The organism is Providencia sp. PROV048 (assembly GCF_033688165.1).
Lineage (GTDB): Bacteria > Pseudomonadota > Gammaproteobacteria > Enterobacterales > Enterobacteriaceae > Providencia > Providencia hangzhouensis.
The window spans coordinates 221,846-237,390 of record NZ_CP096360.1; the positions used below are offsets into that span (position 1 = coordinate 221,846).

Here is a 15,545-nt window from a genome sequence, read left to right on the forward strand (position 1 = left end):
CTCCTACACGTCAAAGTCTAAAACAACACCATCGCCTTTTGGCCACGCTTGGCAGCTAAGAATGTACCCCGCAGCGATTTGGTCGGGCTCGAGGCTGTAATTGACCCCCATTTCCACTTCACCAGAGCGCAATTTACATTTGCAGGTTGCGCAAACGCCCCCTTTACAGGCGTAGGGCAAATCCGCACCTTGGCGCAGTGCGGCATCCAAAATACTGTCGTCTTGGCTATCCATGGCGATATCCATCGTTCTGCCATCAAGGTGAATACTGACTTGACGTGTTTCGCTAGTTATAGCTGTTGCGGGTTTGAATTTAGCGCCTGAAGTATTGAAACGCTCGGTGTGAACATATTCCTTTGGCATGCCATAGCCGACTAAAGTGTCATGCACCTCATCCATCATGCTGTCGGGCCCACAAATAAACGCTCGGTTAAATTGTTTAAAATTTAATAAGGTGTTATTTAAGGCGCTGAGCTGTTGTTGGCTAATCCTGCCGCTGAGTAGTTCGCTATCTTGCTGTTCTTGGCTGAATAGGTAGAGAACTTGGAAACGTGTTGCAAAACGGTTTTTTAGGTCTGCAATGCTTTCTTTAAACATCACTGAGCGGCTATTTCGATTACCATAAATCAACACAAAACTGCTTTTGGGTTCAGTTTGTAATGTGGCTTTAATAATGGAGAGCAATGGTGTGATCCCAGAGCCAGCAGCGACGGCAAGGTAGTGTGCGTGGTTATCTGCTTCTGGCTGGTAGCCAAATTGCCCTTGCGGAACCATCACATCAAGGCTATCGCCAACTTGTAGCTCTTGGTTAACGAAATTAGAGAAACGCCCCTCGTAAATGGCTTTCACCCCAATTTTTAGCGTGTTTTCATCCGGTGAGCTGCAAATGGAATAACAGCGACGTAGGTTTTCACCATTAATAGAGGCTTTTAATGTGAGGTGTTGCCCCGGGCGGTAATGATATTGCTCTCGTAATGCATCGGGTACGTTAAAAGTAATGGCGACAGCATCAGGGGTGTCACGCTCAATGGCAGCAATACTTAAACGATGAAATACAGTCATATAGGTGCCCCTAAATACATTTAAAGTAATCAAACGGTTCTAAGCATTCAGTGCATCGATACAATGCCTTGCATGCAGTGGAACCAAATTCACTAATTTTTTCGGTCTTCTCGCTGTCACAACGTGGACAACGGACGGCACCTTTGTGTTCTGGGTGCTCGCAGGACGTACCTTGTGGTGGTGCGATACCGAATTCACGCAAGCGTCTTTTTGCATCTTGGTTCATCCAATCTGTTGTCCACGCAGGGGTTAACAGAATTTCGATGTCGATGTTTGGAAAACCCGCATTACCGAGAACAGTTTTGATTTCATTGATTAAAAATTCAGTTGCTGGGCAACCTGAATAGGTAGGTGTAAAAATAACTTTCCAACCCTGAGCCGCAGGTAGCACATTGCGGATCATGCCAAGATCAGTAATAGAGAGTGCGGGTAGTTCAGGATCGGGTATTTGGTGGAGCTGTTGCCAGATCTGGTGAACCTGGGGCGATTGAAGTTCGCAATGTTGCAGTCTCTGTTCCATAGCATCACCACTGGCAGTTCGGGTAAGCGCGTTGCACAAACTGCAATTGTGTTAATAACAAGCCCAAATGTTCAGTATGGCTGCCTTGCTTGCCGCCTAAGCGATACGCTTTTTTCTCCGGCACAGTGAGGGTCGCTTCAGTGAATGTTTCGTTAATGGTGTTTAACCATGCGGCTTGTAAAGAACGTGGGTCAATGGCGATGCCTAATTCGCTAAGTGCGATTTCAACGTCATCAGCATGGAAAAGTTCGCCAGTAAAACGCCATAACTCATTGACTGAACGTTGGATTCGTTGATGACTTTCTTCACTGCCATCCCCTAAACGGATCATCCAACCACGGCTAAAACGCAAGTGATAAACGGCTTCTTTGAGGGATTTCTCAGCAATGGCAGACAGTTGTTCATCACGGCTATGAATTAGCGCTTCATATAATGGAACATGATAAGCATCCATAAAAAATTGGCGCACTAGAGTGTCATCAAAGCCATTGTTGGGTTGCTCAACCAGTAATAAATTGCTGAATTCTCGTTCATCGCGCAAAAAAGCAAGGGTGTCTTCATCGCACTCAGTTCCTTTTAATTGCGCGGCATAGTTCAAAAAGTTACGCGCTTGCCCTAGCAAATCTAAGCCGATATTGGATAACGCAAGGTCAATTTCGAGCTCAGGGGCATGGCCGCACCATTCGCACAGGCGCTGCGCTAAAATTAAGGGGGTATCGCCAAGTCGTAATGTGTAATGGTGGAGCTGTTCTTGTTGGTTCATGGCAAGCTCCTTACATGTTTTTGATACCATCAGGGATGGTATAGAAGGTTGGGTGACGATAGACTTTGGTATCCGCAGGGTCGAAGAAGGTGCTTTTATCTTCGGGCTGTGAGGCAATTAAATGTGCGGCCTTCACCACCCAAATTGAGCAGCCTTCGCTACGCCTTGTATATGCATCGCGGGCATTTTCCAGTGCCATTTGGTCATCAGCCGCATGTAAACTGCCGACATGACGATGCGCAAGCCCTTGCTTACTACGGACAAAAACTTCATATAAAGGCCAATCTTGATTGCTCATGGTGTTTTCCTTTTTGTAAAATGGTCAGTGATTAAGCCGCCGTTTTAACGGATTTTTGTTTGCGGCTATGTGCCATTGCACCTTCACGTACCCATGCGCCGTCTTCCCACCCTTTGCGCTTAGCGCTAAGGCGCTCGTGATTACAAATGCCATTGCCTTTAATAACTTGATAAAACTCTTCCCAGTCGATTTCACCAAAGCGGTAATGACCAAGTTCTTCATCCCAAACCAGATCAGGGTCAGGGATCGTCATACCTAACGCTTCCACTTGCGGAACGGTGTTATCAACAAACTTTTGCCGTAGCTCATCATTACTGAAGCGTTTGATTTTCCAAGCCATGCTTTGAGCGCTGTGCGGGGAGTCCGAATCATTGGGGCCGAACATCGTGAGAACGGGCCACCAAAAGCGGTTTATCGCATCTTGCAGCATCGCTTTTTGCTCATCGGTGCCTTCTGCAAGTGCCATAACAGCTTCATAACCTTGGCGTTGGTGAAAACTTTCTTCTTTACAGATTTTCACCATTGCTCGTGCATAAGGGCCATAAGAGGCACGGCACAATGCAACTTGGTTCACAATTGCCGCTCCATCGACAAGCCATCCAATCACTCCTACGTCTGCCCAACTTAATGTCGGGTAGTTAAAAATGGAGGAATATTTCATTTTTTCATCAAGTAGCTTTTGGTAGATATCTTGACGAGAGCAACCAAGGGTTTCGGCAGCGCTATAGAGGTATAAACCATGGCCTGCTTCATCTTGAATTTTGGCCAGTAAAATCGCTTTACGGCGGAGTGTCGGTGCTCGTGTCAGCCAATTCGCTTCTGGTAGCATGCCGACGACTTCTGAATGGGCATGCTGACCAATTTGGCGGATAAGGTTTTGCCGATACGCATCGGGCATCCAGTCCTTGGGCTCGATGGAAATATCTGCTTCGATTTTGGCTTCGAAGTTAGCCTGATTATGCTCGCTCATTGATCTTTCCATTAAGTGATTCGTTAATGTCATTTTTCATTAAAATAATGAATCATGTTTATTTAACATAAATGCTAGTAATTGTTAACATAAAGATCAATGTTCATTAACCTTGTTTTGCGATGCACTTCACAATCAATAAATTAAATTCAAATAAAAACAATGAATTGGTATTGATTATTTTTGTGTGGTTTTTATGGGAGTGGGTGTTTAAGACAAAGTTGTTCTTAATTTGTTAAATTTAAATTGGCGTCTATGCTTATTTTTATGATACATATTTGTTATCTGATTTTAATTGATGTTTTTTATTTCTGGAGAGGAATATGCAGCATTTAACAAGTTATATTATGGGGAAATGGGTGCAAGGTGAGGGCGAAGGGCGAAAAATTCATCATGCACTAACGAATGAAACCTTATATACGGTGACGACTGAAGGGTTGCCGTTAGCTGAAAGTTTGCAATATGGTCGCCAAGTGGGGGGCGAAATATTGTCAGCGATGACATTCCAGCAACGCGGGCAAATGCTTAAGGCTCTAGCAAAATATCTACTGGAACATAAAGCGCAGTTATATGCGATTTCGGCACAAACTGGCGCAACCAAAGCGGATAGCTGGGTGGATATTGAAGGGGGAATTGCCACATTGTTTTCTTATTCGGGGCTCGCTAACCGTGAGCTACCAGATGACACGATTTGGCCTGAAGATGAAATGATCCCATTATCGAAACAAGGGCAATTTATTGGCCATCACATTTTAACATCTCGCCGTGGGGTTGCCCTGCACATTAATGCATTTAACTTCCCTTGTTGGGGAATGTTAGAAAAACTGGCCCCAACATGGCTTGCTGGTATGCCTGCAATTATCAAACCAGCAACCGCCTCAGCACAGTTAACACAGGCGATGGTGAAGTTAATGGTGGATAGCGGCTTGGTACCTGATGGCGCAATTCAACTAGTTTGCGGTGGTGTTGGTGATATGTTTGAACACCTCGATTTTGAAGATGTGGTGACTTTTACAGGGTCGGCTAGTACAGGACAAAAACTGAAATCGCATCCACGTATCATTGCCAAATCAGTGCCTTTTACAATGGAAGCGGATTCACTGAACTGTGCAATTTTAGGTGATGATGTCCAGCCAGAACAGCCTGAATTTGCTTTATTCATTAAAGAAGTTGTTCGTGAAATGACAGCGAAAGCGGGACAGAAGTGTACTGCGATTCGTCGTATTATCGTGCCGAAAAACCAGCTCGAAAATGTGAAGCAGGCGTTATTGAAACGTTTATCTGCCACAGCAGTGGGCGATCCTGCGGTTGAAGGGGTCAGAATGGGCGCATTGATTAACTTAGAACAGCGCCAAGATGTTCAAGAGAAAGTGAATTATTTACGTGACCATGGCTGTGATGTCCTATGTGGTGGGCAATTCGAAAAGCTGGATGTGATTGGTGCAGATAGCCAGAACGGGGCTTTCTATCCACCAACGTTGTTGTATTGTGCAGAGCCTTTTAAATCGACAGCAGTACATGAAATCGAGGCTTTTGGTCCAGTCGCCACGTTAATGAGCTATGAGAATATCGAACAGGCGGTGCAATTGGCGATTTTAGGTGGAGGTAGCCTTGCGGGGACTTTAGTCACTGCTGATGCACAAGTCGCGCAAACGGTCATTCGTGCGAGTGCGCGGGCACATGGGCGGATGCTAATTTTAAACGAAGCATCCGCCGCGGAGTCTACAGGCCACGGTTCTCCGCTTCCGTTACTAGTACACGGCGGCCCAGGTCGTGCAGGTGGTGGTGAGGAGCTCGGTGGGTTGAGAGCTGTCAAACACTATATGCAGCGTACTGCCATCCAAGGTAGCCCTTCGATGCTAACAGCCATTACCAAACAATGGATTCGCGGGGCAGACACTATTGCTGATGTGGTTCATCCATTCCGTAAATATTTTGAAGACTTAGCGATTGGCGACACATTACTGACTGCAAGGCGTACCGTTACAGAGGCCGATATTGCTAATTTTGCTTGTCTCAGCGGTGATAATTTTTATGTTCACGTCGATAAAATTGGCGCAGCACAGTCGTTATTTGGTGAACGAATTGCGCACGGCTATTTTGTCGTTTCAGCAGCCGCAGGGTTATTTGTTGATGCAGGTGTTGGGCCCGTAATCGCCAATTATGGCATGGAAAGTTTGCGTTTTATTGAACCGGTGAAAATCGGAGACACCATACAAGTTCGCCTAACGTGCAAGAAAAAGATCAAAAAAACACAAAAACTTGCTGAAGATAAACCTAACGGTGTTGTTGAATGGGATGTGCAAGTGTTTAATCAGGATGATACCGTTGTGGCGTTGTACAGTATTTTAACGCTGGTGGAGCGTCGTGTAGGTGATTTTCATTAGCCATTATACGGTGTGAATTAATTATTGAGCTAATAGGTGATTTTTCAATCATTTCCTGTTGTGATGAGGTAAAAAGTCATTTTGCTTTACAAGCCAATGGCTTATTTACCTCAGATGTGGTTATGTGAATTTCAACGTCAGTAAGCGGTTAGTTGGCAATAAACTGCGCTTGGTTTAATTGGCTAAGCGCCTTATTGACTGCAAAAATTTCACCACGTACTTCAGGGATACCGAAAGATTTCAGGCGTGCGCTGTGTTTTTGTAGATATGCTTTGGCATAGGCTTCAGAGGTAAACAGATAAACGCCCCCGGCTTTTTGAGTTTGTTGGTTTTCTGTCCAAATTTTCCACACAAAACCAGGTTCTTGGTTGATTGAATTGGCTAATTCATCCATTGCCACGGTCATTTCTGCGCCCCATGGCCCCTGATACGGAAAATCAACTTGTAAAATAACGCTCATATCTGCTCCTTATGATTGAAGCGCTATAGTAATTATTAAAGCAAATAATAACTTTGCTATTTATCGTATTTTAAACGATTTATTGCTTCAAACTATTACGCTTACCCGCTTCAAATGCCGCTAGAGTGGCGAGACGGGCTTGTTTATGGTCAACAATCGGCTCTGGATAATTAATCGGTGTGCTGCTGAGCACCGCCCATTCATGGGGTGTATGAATATACTTATCGGGAACTTGCTGTAATTCGGGTAACCAATGGCGAATAAAAGTCCCTTGCGCATCAAACTTTTTCCCTTGAGTGGTTGGGTTAAAGATACGAAACCAAGGGGAGGCGTCAACGCCAGTAGAGGCTGACCACTGCCAACCGCCGTTATTTGCGGCTAAACTGCCATCAAGGAGTTGGCTCATAAAGTATTTTTCACCTTTGCGCCAATCAATCAGTAAGTCTTTGACTAAAAAGCTAGCCACAATCATACGTAGACGGTTATGCATCCAACCTGTTGTATTCAGTTGGCGCATAGCGGCATCCACTATTGGGTAACCCGTTTGTCCCGTTTTCCATGCTGCAAAATCGGTTGAAGAATCATTCCAGTGAATGTGTTGTGTCCATTGAATAAATGGCTGATGGCGACATAGGCGTGGGAACGCCACTAAAAGATGCGAATAAAATTCACGCCAAATTAACTCATTTAACCAAGTGAATGCCCCGCTATCTGGGTAATCCAACACTTGGGGATTTTCTGCTTGTAATCGGTTGAAGCATTGGCGAGGGGACAGCACCCCCATCGCGAGGTAAGGTGATAATTGGCTGGTACCAACAATAGAAGGAATATCTCTATCGTTTTTATAACCGGCGACTTTCTGGGAACAAAACTGCCTGAGTCGCGTTAAAGCAGATTTTTCACCAGCAGGAAATTGTGGTGAGTCTTCAATGGGCTGATGCGGAAATAACGGTAAAGTCTTATCAATGTTGATGGCGACCGCTCGTTTTTCTGGGGCACGCAGTGAACGACAATCTGTCACGGTAAGTTGGGTGATGAAAGCTCGGCGAAAAGGGGTATAGACTTGATACATCTCCCCTTTTTGATTCGTGACGGAACCCGGGGGAAGTAATAAGTAATCGTCAAAAGCATGGATATGCAACCCATGAGGTTGATTGATTAACCATTCATCCCGTTGTTTTTCGTTCCACTCGTATTGCCGATTAAAAAACAAGGCATCAGCCTGTTGCGTCTTTGCGTAATCGAGTACCCATTGTGCCGCATCAGCAAAATTCGCCTCAGTTTGACAAACCAGTGGAATACCAAGCTCAGCAAGTGAATTCTGTAGTTCAACAAGATTCTGGTGAATGAATGAAATTTGCCGCTCAGCCATATCATGTTGTTGCCATTGCTCAGAGGTGGCAGTAAATAGGGCGATAACTTGCGCATCTGGGTCTGCGCAGGCGGAGGAAAGTGCTTTGTTATCAGTGACCCGTAGGTCATTGCGAAACCAGATAAGATGACAAACTTGTTTGGCTGCCATCGCCTCCCTCCTCGGTTAACATTTTCGTTGAAGTCAAAACAAAGGGCCGGTAAACGGCCCTATTATGTTTAATCTAATTTAGGATGCTGATTGATTAAGGATTGGCGTTTTTTCTCAAGTTCAGCAATTTGTTCGTCAATATCTTCAACTTTTTGTTCAATATTGTCAAAGTGCTCGCTAAGAATTTCTTTTGCCTCGGCTTTATCTGATGCAGCAGGTGTTGCTCCGCGTAATGGTTTATTCGCCGTTTCTGGCATTCTGATACCCGTATATAAACCAATTAAAGCAATCACGATTAAGTAATACGCTGGCATGTATAAGTCAGTAGTTGATTCGACCAACCATGCCGCAACAGTCGGTGTCGCACCGGCAATTAATACTGAAATATTAAAGGCAATAGCTAACGCACTGTAACGAATATGAGTTGGGAAAATCGCGGGTAAAATAGACGCCATAACCCCTGTAAAACAGTTCAACAGCACCGCTAAAATCAATAAACCCAGGAAAATTAAGCCAACAGAACCACTGTTGATTAACATAAACGCAGGGTATGCCAATAAAATCAGCCCTACGCTACCGGTAATGACAAATGGGCGACGACCAATTTTATCACTGGTTAAACCGATAATCGGTTGAACAAATAACATACCAATCATAATTGCAATAATAATTAGCACACCATGGTCAGTAGAGTAATTCAGGTTGTGTGATAAGTAACTTGGCATGTAGGTCAGCAACATATAGTAAGTCACGTTGGTTGCGATAACCAAGCCAACACAAATCATCAAGCTTTTCCAATACTTAGTCGCCACTTCACGTACTGAGATTTTTGGTGGATTTTGAATATTGGCTTTATCTTGTTTTTCTAACGATTCAACATGTTGTTGGAACGCAGGAGTTTCTTCCAGTGAATGACGTAGATATAACCCGATGATCCCTAACGGTAACGCTAAGAAGAACGGAATTCTCCAGCCCCAATCATGGAAGTTGGCTTCTCCAACAATGCTCGATATCAGGACAACGACACCCGCACCTAAGACGAAACCAGCGATAGAGCCAAAATCTAACCAACTGCCCATAAAACCACGTTTACGGTCTGGTGAGTATTCTGCAACGAAGATTGCAGCACCAGAATATTCACCACCTACCGAGAAACCTTGAGCTAACTTAGCAATTAATAACAGAATGGGGGCCCAGATACCGATGCTCTCATAGGATGGAATCAAACCAATACAGAAGGTACTGACTGCCATGATGATAATTGTCATCGAAAGGACTTTTTGACGGCCGTATTTGTCACCTAAAATACCAAAAACGACCCCCCCTAATGGCCTAACTAAGAAAGGCACGGAGAAAGTGGCTAATGCGGCAATCATCTGTACGCTCGGTGATGCGTCCGGAAAGAAAACCTGACCGAGAACATAGGCTAAGAAACCATATACCCCAAAATCAAACCATTCCATCGCATTACCCAGCGAAGCCGCGGTAATTGCTTTTTTGAGTTTACCGTCATCAATAATAGTAATATCACTAATATTTAACGGTTTTTCTTTTTTCTTCTTGAATCTCATGAAACCATCCTCTTATTTTAATTTCAATAACCGAAACAACAGCATTTAAGATGTGGGTTTTCATACATCGGTAAAATATTAAACCTTATTATTTAGAATAGACGTTGTTTACGTAATAGATAAGTTTTTAGTGTTTTTATGTCGCGCTGAAATACCAGGCTAAAATAGGTACGTCGTGGGTAGAATAATGAGAGTGTTTGTGTTGTAAATACAGCCAAAAAGCCACCTTGAGTTAAAAAATACAGTACTAATACTACATTAATATCGAACAAATGTAAAATATAGGTGTTTTATACTAATACATATGCTTTGATAGGATTTTGTGTTAGTAATATAACGATTGAACTGAATAATTGAAAAAATAGATACTCAGTAAAGGAGTGGGTAAAAATAAATTGTTTAAAATCAATTTAATACATTTTGATAGGTGAGTTTTAGCCTGTCATAAATATATAAGGTTAGCAATTTAATATGGTCGAAATAATGGTATTGTTGCGATGAAGAATATATGAAGATAACCCCATCCTTTTACGATGCTCTTGTTTTGCTTAAGCTATTAATAACTCGTCTATTTATTTATCTTGTTGCTATCCTCTTCTTTTGATAATAACGGTGGATTATGCTGTTCTATTTTATATTTAATTTGATGAGTAGGAATGAGGAATTTACTTAGTTACAATCAATCTATTGTCGATATTGGGTTTGATATAAGCGAGTATGACAAAATTCTACTTTGAATGTTGTTATGCATCTAAAAATACCCTTCATATTTTGTACTGCAAGATATCAAGGGTATCACATCCGACTTAAAAGAGTGCCATTATGAAAAAACAGAGTGTTGCATCCTATATTGCAAAAGTACTTGATAATGCAGGTGTTAAACGTATTTGGGGCGTTACAGGAGACTCGTTAAATGGCTTAACCGACAGCTTACGTCGTCAAGGCGCTATTGAGTGGCTAGGAACTCGTCATGAGGAAGTGGCTGCCTTTGCTGCGGGTTCAGAAGCTCAGCTAACCGGTAATTTAGCCGTATGTGCAGGCTCTTGCGGGCCAGGAAATATGCATCTTATTAATGGGTTGTATGATTGCCACCGTAATCGCGTACCCGTATTGGCGATTGCTGCTCATATCCCATCCAGCGAAATTGGTAGTAATTATTTCCAAGAAACTCACCCAACTGAATTATTCCGTGAATGCAGCCATTACTGTGAAATGGTCTCTAATCCAGAGCAAATTCCACAAGTTCTTGGTATCGCTATGCGTAAAGCGATTCTGAATAAAGGGGTATCAGTCGTTGTGATACCGGGTGATATTGCACTAAAAGATGCGCCAGAGTCAGCGAAAGAGACATGGTATCAGCCGCAAGCGCCACTGATTATGCCTCAGCGAAGTGAAATCGAAAAACTCGCCGAACTGCTGAATCAGTCTAAGAATATCACGCTATTCTGTGGTAATGGCTGCGCAGGTGCCCATGATGAAGTGGTTAAGCTAGCAGAAACCCTAAAAGCGCCGGTAGTACACGCGTTACGTGGTAAAGAACATATTGAATGGGATAACCCATACAGCGTCGGAATGACAGGTTTAATCGGTTTTTCATCAGGTTACCACGCAATGATGAACGCAGATACAGTTGTTTTGTTAGGGACACAATTTCCATACCGCCCTTTCTACCCAAGTGAAGCTAAAATCATTCAGGTTGATATTAATGCAGGCAGCCTGGGCTCCCACTGCCATATTGATATGGGGCTGATTGGTGATATTAAAGCGACATTGGATGCATTACAGCCACATTTACAGGCTAAGCAGGATACAAAACACCTTGATGGCGCTTTAAAACATTATGAAGAGGCTCGAAAAGGGTTAGATGATCTCGCTAAACCGGGTCATGAAGGGTTAATACATCCTCAGTATCTTGCAACAAAAATTAGTGAATTAGCTGCGGATGATGCGATTTTCACTTGTGACGTTGGAACCCCGACAGTATGGGCTGCACGCTACTTGAAAATGAACGGTAAACGCCGTTTAATTGGCTCTTTTAACCACGGGTCAATGGCGAATGCGATGCCACAAGCTATTGGTGCGCAGGCCGTTGATAAAAAACGCCAAGTGGTTGCCATGTGCGGTGATGGTGGTTTCAGTATGTTAATGGGAGATTTTATCTCTCTTTCCCAAATGCAATTACCAGTAAAAATCATCATTCATAACAATGGCGTACTTGGTTTTGTGGCCATGGAAATGAAAGTGGCAGGTTTCTTGACAGCGGGAACGGATTTACAGAACCCTAACTTTGCAGCGATTGCGAATGCCGCGGGTATCAAAGGCATCCGGGTTGAAAAAAGTGAAGATCTAGACGGTGCATTAAAAGAAGCTTTTGCCCATGATGGGCCAGTGGTGGTTGATGTCTTGACTGCTAAACAAGAGCTGTCTATGCCGCCAGAAATCGCAGCACAAGAAGCAAAAGGCTTTAGCCTATATATGTTAAAAGCGATTATGAGTGGTCGCGGTGATGAAGTCGTTCAATTAGTGAAAACAAACTGGCTACGTTAAGTCATTATTGTGAATAGCGGGAAAGCCCAATTCAGATGGATTGGGTTTTTTTATTTATCAATATCCTGCGGCTGACTGACTACGCCACAAATGGGCGGCAACCAGTGCGCGCCATGGGGAGAATTGCTCCAACCATTTTTCCGTTTCTTTGGCGGTAGGCTGTTCTGATTTCGCGAGCAATGTTTGCAGATTACGTCTTACCGCTACATCCCCATGTAATGAGCCATCTAAGTAATTGAATCCTCGTAGTAAAGCATAGCTTACAGTCCAAGGGCCAATACCTTTGATTTGTAATAATTGCTCAGTTATTTGATTCGCATTGGAGTGAGTAACCTGCTGTGATAAATCAATTTGTTGATTTTCGATGGCTTCACAAAGGGCTCTGAGGGCGATAATTTTACCGTTTGAAAAGCCCGTTTGTCGCAGGGTCTCGTCATCAACTAACTTGATTTGTGGAGTGTCGGGGAAACACCAAATACCTGAAGTGTGCTGAATTCCTACCGCTTGGATAAAGCGCCGACGAATGGCGATAGCCGCATGAACACTAATTTGTTGGCCTATAATAGCCCAAACTAACGCTTCAAATGCGCTGGCAGATTGATAAATCCTTAATCCTCTTTGCTTTCCAATGAGCTGACCAAGTACTGGAGTTTCAAGGTAGTGTTTTTCGAACTCATCAATATTCTGTTTTAAGCCGAGTACATGCTGTGCCAGCGTTAATAGGTCTGGTTCATTGATAATGATAGATGGGGAGTCAATTGCTAATGAAATCGTTGCGTGTTGCTTTTGAAGCTCCAATGTCATTTTTGTTGCATGTTGTTGCCATATTATGCCCTTGTGTAATGTGTTTTCTTCCACTATTTCCGCGACATTGTGTTGATCTCTCAGATGAAAGGCAAAAAAATCACCATAAAGGTAATTGGTAGGGAGAGTTAGCTGTGCGGTAAATATTTGCATAATGATGGCCTTGTCAGATTTTTCTTTATTCACAATATTATTGTGAATTAGCGCATTTAGTTACTCATTTTTTACAGAGCAGATATGTTATCTTGTACAGAGCTATTTATTTTGTACTGATATTATTTATCCATTTAATAAGGAAGTGTAAATGAAAACTGAAGGTCACAGTTCATCTCATGGCACTTCGGTACCATCACCACAACCAAGGCGGGAATTAACAGGCATTGGTGGATGGCTTATTTTTCCTATGTTAGGGATAATATTGTCCTTGATTATTTTGCCTTTTTCTATTTATGAGCAAAATACTCAAGTGATTGAATATTGGGTTGAATTAACAGACCCACAATCAAGTTCATTTATTCCATTATTTAAAGAGCTCATCTACTTTGAGGTTTTAGGTAACGTTATTTTATACGCGACCTTGCTTTTTCTAAGTTATGTCTTTTTTACAAAGAAAAAACTCACAATTAAAATTTATATTTTTTTCCAGATCTTTTCTTTAGTTTTGACGGTTACGGATATCATACTCGCAAGTATTTTATTGGATTTAGAAGTTGAATCCTCGGATATCAAAGATATTTTTCGGGCACTAATTGCTTGTGCAATTTGGATACCGTATTTTTTAGTTTCAAGGCGAGTTAAAAATACCTTTGTAAATTAACAAATAAAATTTTGTGATTTTTTATTGGGTAGGTAAATGATGATTAAATGCAAACGAGTTTATGACCCTGTTGACGATAACGATGGCTACCGTGTGCTTATTGATAGACTGTGGCCAAGAGGAATAAAAAAAACAGATTTACAACACGACTCTTGGAATAAAGACGTTGCACCTTCTAATGAACTGCGTAAATGGTTTCATCAGAACACAGATCAGTTTGCACAGTTTATCGAACGATATCAGCAGGAACTTAATAACACAACGGCTTGGCAGGCGTTGGTTTCTCAGGCAAAACAAGGTGATTTAACACTGTTATACAGTGCTAAAAATACAGAACATAATCAAGCAATTGTACTCAAAGCATTTCTTGAAGATAAAATGCAAAGTAAAAGTAAATAAAGGTTATCGGAATGGATATTCAGCAATCAACCACACAAACAGAGCCAGCAATAATATCATCGGTGGCTCAACCAGCGGTTAAAAAGCCGTTACAGGGGATTAGTGGCTGGTTAATTTTACCAATTATCGGACTGTTTTATATGTTGTACACAACGGTCACGATGCTATTGCAAGAAATCTCGCAAGTACAAACTGCATGGCCATTGGCAACTGAAGCGGATTCTGATTTTTATATTTCAGGCTTTGCGACAGGTTTTTACCTCTTGCAACTCGGTTATGGTGTTTTAATTGCTCTATTCTTTTGGACGTTTATCGCTGCGGTTAAATGGAAAAAACAGGCGAAGTGGCTGTTTATCGCCACCATGGTACTGTTTACTTTAATGGTATTAGTTGCTCGTTTTGTGTTCCCATATATATTTGGTTTGGAAATTAACTACTCAAATATTATTACGGCTATAAATGGCAGTTTCTATTGTGTGTTATGGATCCCCTACTTTTTAGCTTCTCATCGCGTTAAAAATACGTTTATCCATTAAAGCTGATGGCCACACCTAATTTGGCAGTGGCCTAGTAGACAGTTATTTATCAGAAAGATTTAGCGTATGGGTTATATTGCAGTTTGCAATAAAGGCGTCATCGTGAGAAACCAGTAAGAGTGTTCCTTGGTAGTCCTGCAATAGCGCTTCAAGTAGTTGTTTTGAATCCAAGTCTAAATGGTTATCCGGTTCATCGAGTAGCAAAAAGTGATCTTGATGAAGAAATGCACGACAAAGCGCGAGGCGGGTACGTTCACCACCACTTAAATGGGAGATAGGTGCTTCCATTGAGATAGCGAGCCCCGCAGAGTCCAATAGACTTTGCCATTGGGAAGGTAAATGCCATTTATCTTCTGTGAGCTCAAAATCTGCCAAAGAACCATTTCCTGCCTCAATGCGTAAGAATGCATGATAAAGCTCATTGATGCCTAAGGCATCGATAAGAGTGTCTCCTGTGAGTCGGGTTAATTGACCGACATAGATAAAGGGGAGATCCCAATGTACATTCCCTTTCGTAGGGGCTAATTGGCCAGCAAGAATACGCATCAAAACGGATTTTCCTTTGCCATTATAACCAATTAAGGCATTTTTTTGGCATGATAGCGTCCCGTTTAGCGGTGGAAAAAGGGCGGTTTGGTTAAATTCAATATTGAGCTGTGAAAAGTGACAAGCAATCGTCATATGCACCTCCAAAATAATGAGGACAGACAACGTCGTTGACTTATCAAGAAGTGTCGATGAAAGCGTTTGCCTGCCAGGAACAGAAAAATGAATACCAAAAGGGTATTGGAAAATATTTTCTGGCAGTGCTTAGTTCATCGTGAGGCGTACCTGTGAAGTTGGGTGAGAGGTAAATTCGCATACATTATAAACAGGCGTAATTGATTTG

Annotated in this window: 15 protein-coding genes; 5 read left to right on the plus strand and 10 right to left on the minus strand. The window is 42.5% G+C overall.

The genetic code is table 11. The annotated features are described in order from the left end of the window. Window positions 1-3: 3 nt before the first annotated feature. The 5 genes from paaE to paaA are packed head-to-tail and all read right to left on the minus strand — an operon-like array spanning window position 4 to window position 3,613. Window positions 4-1,062 (minus strand): 1,2-phenylacetyl-CoA epoxidase subunit PaaE, encoded by a 1,059-nt coding sequence (gene paaE, locus M1F26_RS00975; RefSeq protein ID WP_140171963.1) that lies wholly within the window; start codon window positions 1,060-1,062, stop codon window positions 4-6. Window positions 1,063-1,072: 10 nt separating this feature from the next. After that, window positions 1,073-1,582, minus strand: coding sequence for a 1,2-phenylacetyl-CoA epoxidase subunit PaaD (gene paaD, locus M1F26_RS00980; protein ID WP_140171964.1), 510 nt, complete (start codon window positions 1,580-1,582; stop codon window positions 1,073-1,075). Window positions 1,583-1,586: 4 nt separating this feature from the next. Further along, a complete protein-coding gene (gene paaC / locus M1F26_RS00985; protein ID WP_140171965.1) occupies window positions 1,587-2,345 on the minus strand; it encodes a 1,2-phenylacetyl-CoA epoxidase subunit PaaC in 759 nt (252 codons plus the stop codon). A gap of 10 nt (window positions 2,346-2,355) precedes the next feature. Continuing rightward, window positions 2,356-2,643, minus strand: coding sequence for a 1,2-phenylacetyl-CoA epoxidase subunit PaaB (gene paaB, locus M1F26_RS00990; protein ID WP_004262911.1), 288 nt, complete (start codon window positions 2,641-2,643; stop codon window positions 2,356-2,358). 31 nt (window positions 2,644-2,674) lie between these two features. Next, entirely contained in the window at window positions 2,675-3,613 is a 939-nt protein-coding gene (gene paaA / locus M1F26_RS00995; RefSeq protein WP_094960837.1) for a 1,2-phenylacetyl-CoA epoxidase subunit PaaA, read from the minus strand. A gap of 323 nt (window positions 3,614-3,936) precedes the next feature. Here paaA and paaZ point away from each other — a divergent pair, with 323 nt between their 5' ends. Further along, complete coding sequence (gene paaZ, locus M1F26_RS01000; RefSeq protein ID WP_140171966.1) at window positions 3,937-6,000, plus strand: phenylacetic acid degradation bifunctional protein PaaZ; 2,064 nt, start codon at window positions 3,937-3,939, stop codon at window positions 5,998-6,000. A 148-nt stretch (window positions 6,001-6,148) separates the two neighbouring features. Here the strand turns inward: paaZ and M1F26_RS01005 are convergent, their stop codons facing one another. From M1F26_RS01005 to proP, 3 genes are all read right to left on the minus strand, one after another. Continuing rightward, window positions 6,149-6,460, minus strand: coding sequence for a monooxygenase (locus tag M1F26_RS01005; protein ID WP_140171967.1), 312 nt, complete (start codon window positions 6,458-6,460; stop codon window positions 6,149-6,151). Between the two features lie 79 nt (window positions 6,461-6,539). Next, window positions 6,540-7,982: a deoxyribodipyrimidine photo-lyase gene (gene phrB / locus M1F26_RS01010; RefSeq protein ID WP_140171968.1), complete on the minus strand. Its 1,443-nt coding sequence runs from the start codon at window positions 7,980-7,982 to the stop codon at window positions 6,540-6,542. A 68-nt stretch (window positions 7,983-8,050) separates the two neighbouring features. After that, window positions 8,051-9,553, minus strand: a complete 1,503-nt coding sequence (proP, locus tag M1F26_RS01015; protein ID WP_140171969.1) for a glycine betaine/L-proline transporter ProP — start codon at window positions 9,551-9,553, stop codon at window positions 8,051-8,053. Window positions 9,554-10,375: 822 nt separating this feature from the next. Between proP and poxB the strand changes: the two genes are divergently transcribed. Further along, a complete protein-coding gene (gene poxB / locus M1F26_RS01020; RefSeq protein WP_140171970.1) occupies window positions 10,376-12,100 on the plus strand; it encodes a ubiquinone-dependent pyruvate dehydrogenase in 1,725 nt (574 codons plus the stop codon). A 57-nt stretch (window positions 12,101-12,157) separates the two neighbouring features. Here poxB and M1F26_RS01025 read toward each other — a convergent pair whose 3' ends face one another. Next, window positions 12,158-13,057 carry a DNA-3-methyladenine glycosylase family protein gene (locus tag M1F26_RS01025; RefSeq protein ID WP_109912384.1) on the minus strand — a complete coding sequence of 300 codons (900 nt, stop codon included), beginning with the start codon at window positions 13,055-13,057 and terminating at the stop codon, window positions 12,158-12,160. A 151-nt stretch (window positions 13,058-13,208) separates the two neighbouring features. On the opposite strand from M1F26_RS01025, the gene M1F26_RS01030 reads away from it, so the two are divergent. From M1F26_RS01030 to M1F26_RS01040, 3 genes are read left to right on the plus strand one after another with little or no spacing between them, the layout of a single operon-like run. Beyond that, window positions 13,209-13,721: a DUF2569 domain-containing protein gene (locus M1F26_RS01030; RefSeq protein WP_140171971.1), complete on the plus strand. Its 513-nt coding sequence runs from the start codon at window positions 13,209-13,211 to the stop codon at window positions 13,719-13,721. Between the two features lie 39 nt (window positions 13,722-13,760). Further along, entirely contained in the window at window positions 13,761-14,120 is a 360-nt protein-coding gene (locus M1F26_RS01035) for a DUF488 domain-containing protein (protein ID WP_042851696.1), read from the plus strand. Window positions 14,121-14,131: 11 nt separating this feature from the next. After that, window positions 14,132-14,656 carry a DUF2569 family protein gene (locus M1F26_RS01040; protein WP_180359507.1) on the plus strand — a complete coding sequence of 175 codons (525 nt, stop codon included), beginning with the start codon at window positions 14,132-14,134 and terminating at the stop codon, window positions 14,654-14,656. A 42-nt stretch (window positions 14,657-14,698) separates the two neighbouring features. Here the strand turns inward: M1F26_RS01040 and M1F26_RS01045 are convergent, their stop codons facing one another. After that, complete coding sequence (locus tag M1F26_RS01045) at window positions 14,699-15,337, minus strand: ATP-binding cassette domain-containing protein (RefSeq protein ID WP_410480043.1); 639 nt, start codon at window positions 15,335-15,337, stop codon at window positions 14,699-14,701. Window positions 15,338-15,545 lie beyond the last annotated feature (208 nt).

What these genes read in the sequence shown, in the direction of transcription:
- paaE (WP_140171963.1), bottom strand. Translation starts at nt 1,062, where the DNA reads ATGACTGTATTTCATCGTTTAAGTATTGCTGCCATTGAGCGTGACACC.
- paaD (WP_140171964.1), bottom strand. Translation starts at nt 1,582, where the DNA reads ATGGAACAGAGACTGCAACATTGCGAACTTCAATCGCCCCAGGTTCAC.
- paaC (WP_140171965.1), bottom strand. Translation starts at nt 2,345, where the DNA reads ATGAACCAACAAGAACAGCTCCACCATTACACATTACGACTTGGCGAT.
- paaB (WP_004262911.1), bottom strand. Translation starts at nt 2,643, where the DNA reads ATGAGCAATCAAGATTGGCCTTTATATGAAGTTTTTGTCCGTAGTAAG.
- paaA (WP_094960837.1), bottom strand. Translation starts at nt 3,613, where the DNA reads ATGAGCGAGCATAATCAGGCTAACTTCGAAGCCAAAATCGAAGCAGAT.
- paaZ (WP_140171966.1), top strand. Translation starts at nt 3,937, where the DNA reads ATGCAGCATTTAACAAGTTATATTATGGGGAAATGGGTGCAAGGTGAG.
- M1F26_RS01005 (WP_140171967.1), bottom strand. Translation starts at nt 6,460, where the DNA reads ATGAGCGTTATTTTACAAGTTGATTTTCCGTATCAGGGGCCATGGGGC.
- phrB (WP_140171968.1), bottom strand. Translation starts at nt 7,982, where the DNA reads ATGGCAGCCAAACAAGTTTGTCATCTTATCTGGTTTCGCAATGACCTA.
- proP (WP_140171969.1), bottom strand. Translation starts at nt 9,553, where the DNA reads ATGAGATTCAAGAAGAAAAAAGAAAAACCGTTAAATATTAGTGATATT.
- poxB (WP_140171970.1), top strand. Translation starts at nt 10,376, where the DNA reads ATGAAAAAACAGAGTGTTGCATCCTATATTGCAAAAGTACTTGATAAT.
- M1F26_RS01025 (WP_109912384.1), bottom strand. Translation starts at nt 13,057, where the DNA reads ATGCAAATATTTACCGCACAGCTAACTCTCCCTACCAATTACCTTTAT.
- M1F26_RS01030 (WP_140171971.1), top strand. Translation starts at nt 13,209, where the DNA reads ATGAAAACTGAAGGTCACAGTTCATCTCATGGCACTTCGGTACCATCA.
- M1F26_RS01035 (WP_042851696.1), top strand. Translation starts at nt 13,761, where the DNA reads ATGATTAAATGCAAACGAGTTTATGACCCTGTTGACGATAACGATGGC.
- M1F26_RS01040 (WP_180359507.1), top strand. Translation starts at nt 14,132, where the DNA reads ATGGATATTCAGCAATCAACCACACAAACAGAGCCAGCAATAATATCA.
- M1F26_RS01045 (WP_410480043.1), bottom strand. Translation starts at nt 15,337, where the DNA reads ATGACGATTGCTTGTCACTTTTCACAGCTCAATATTGAATTTAACCAA.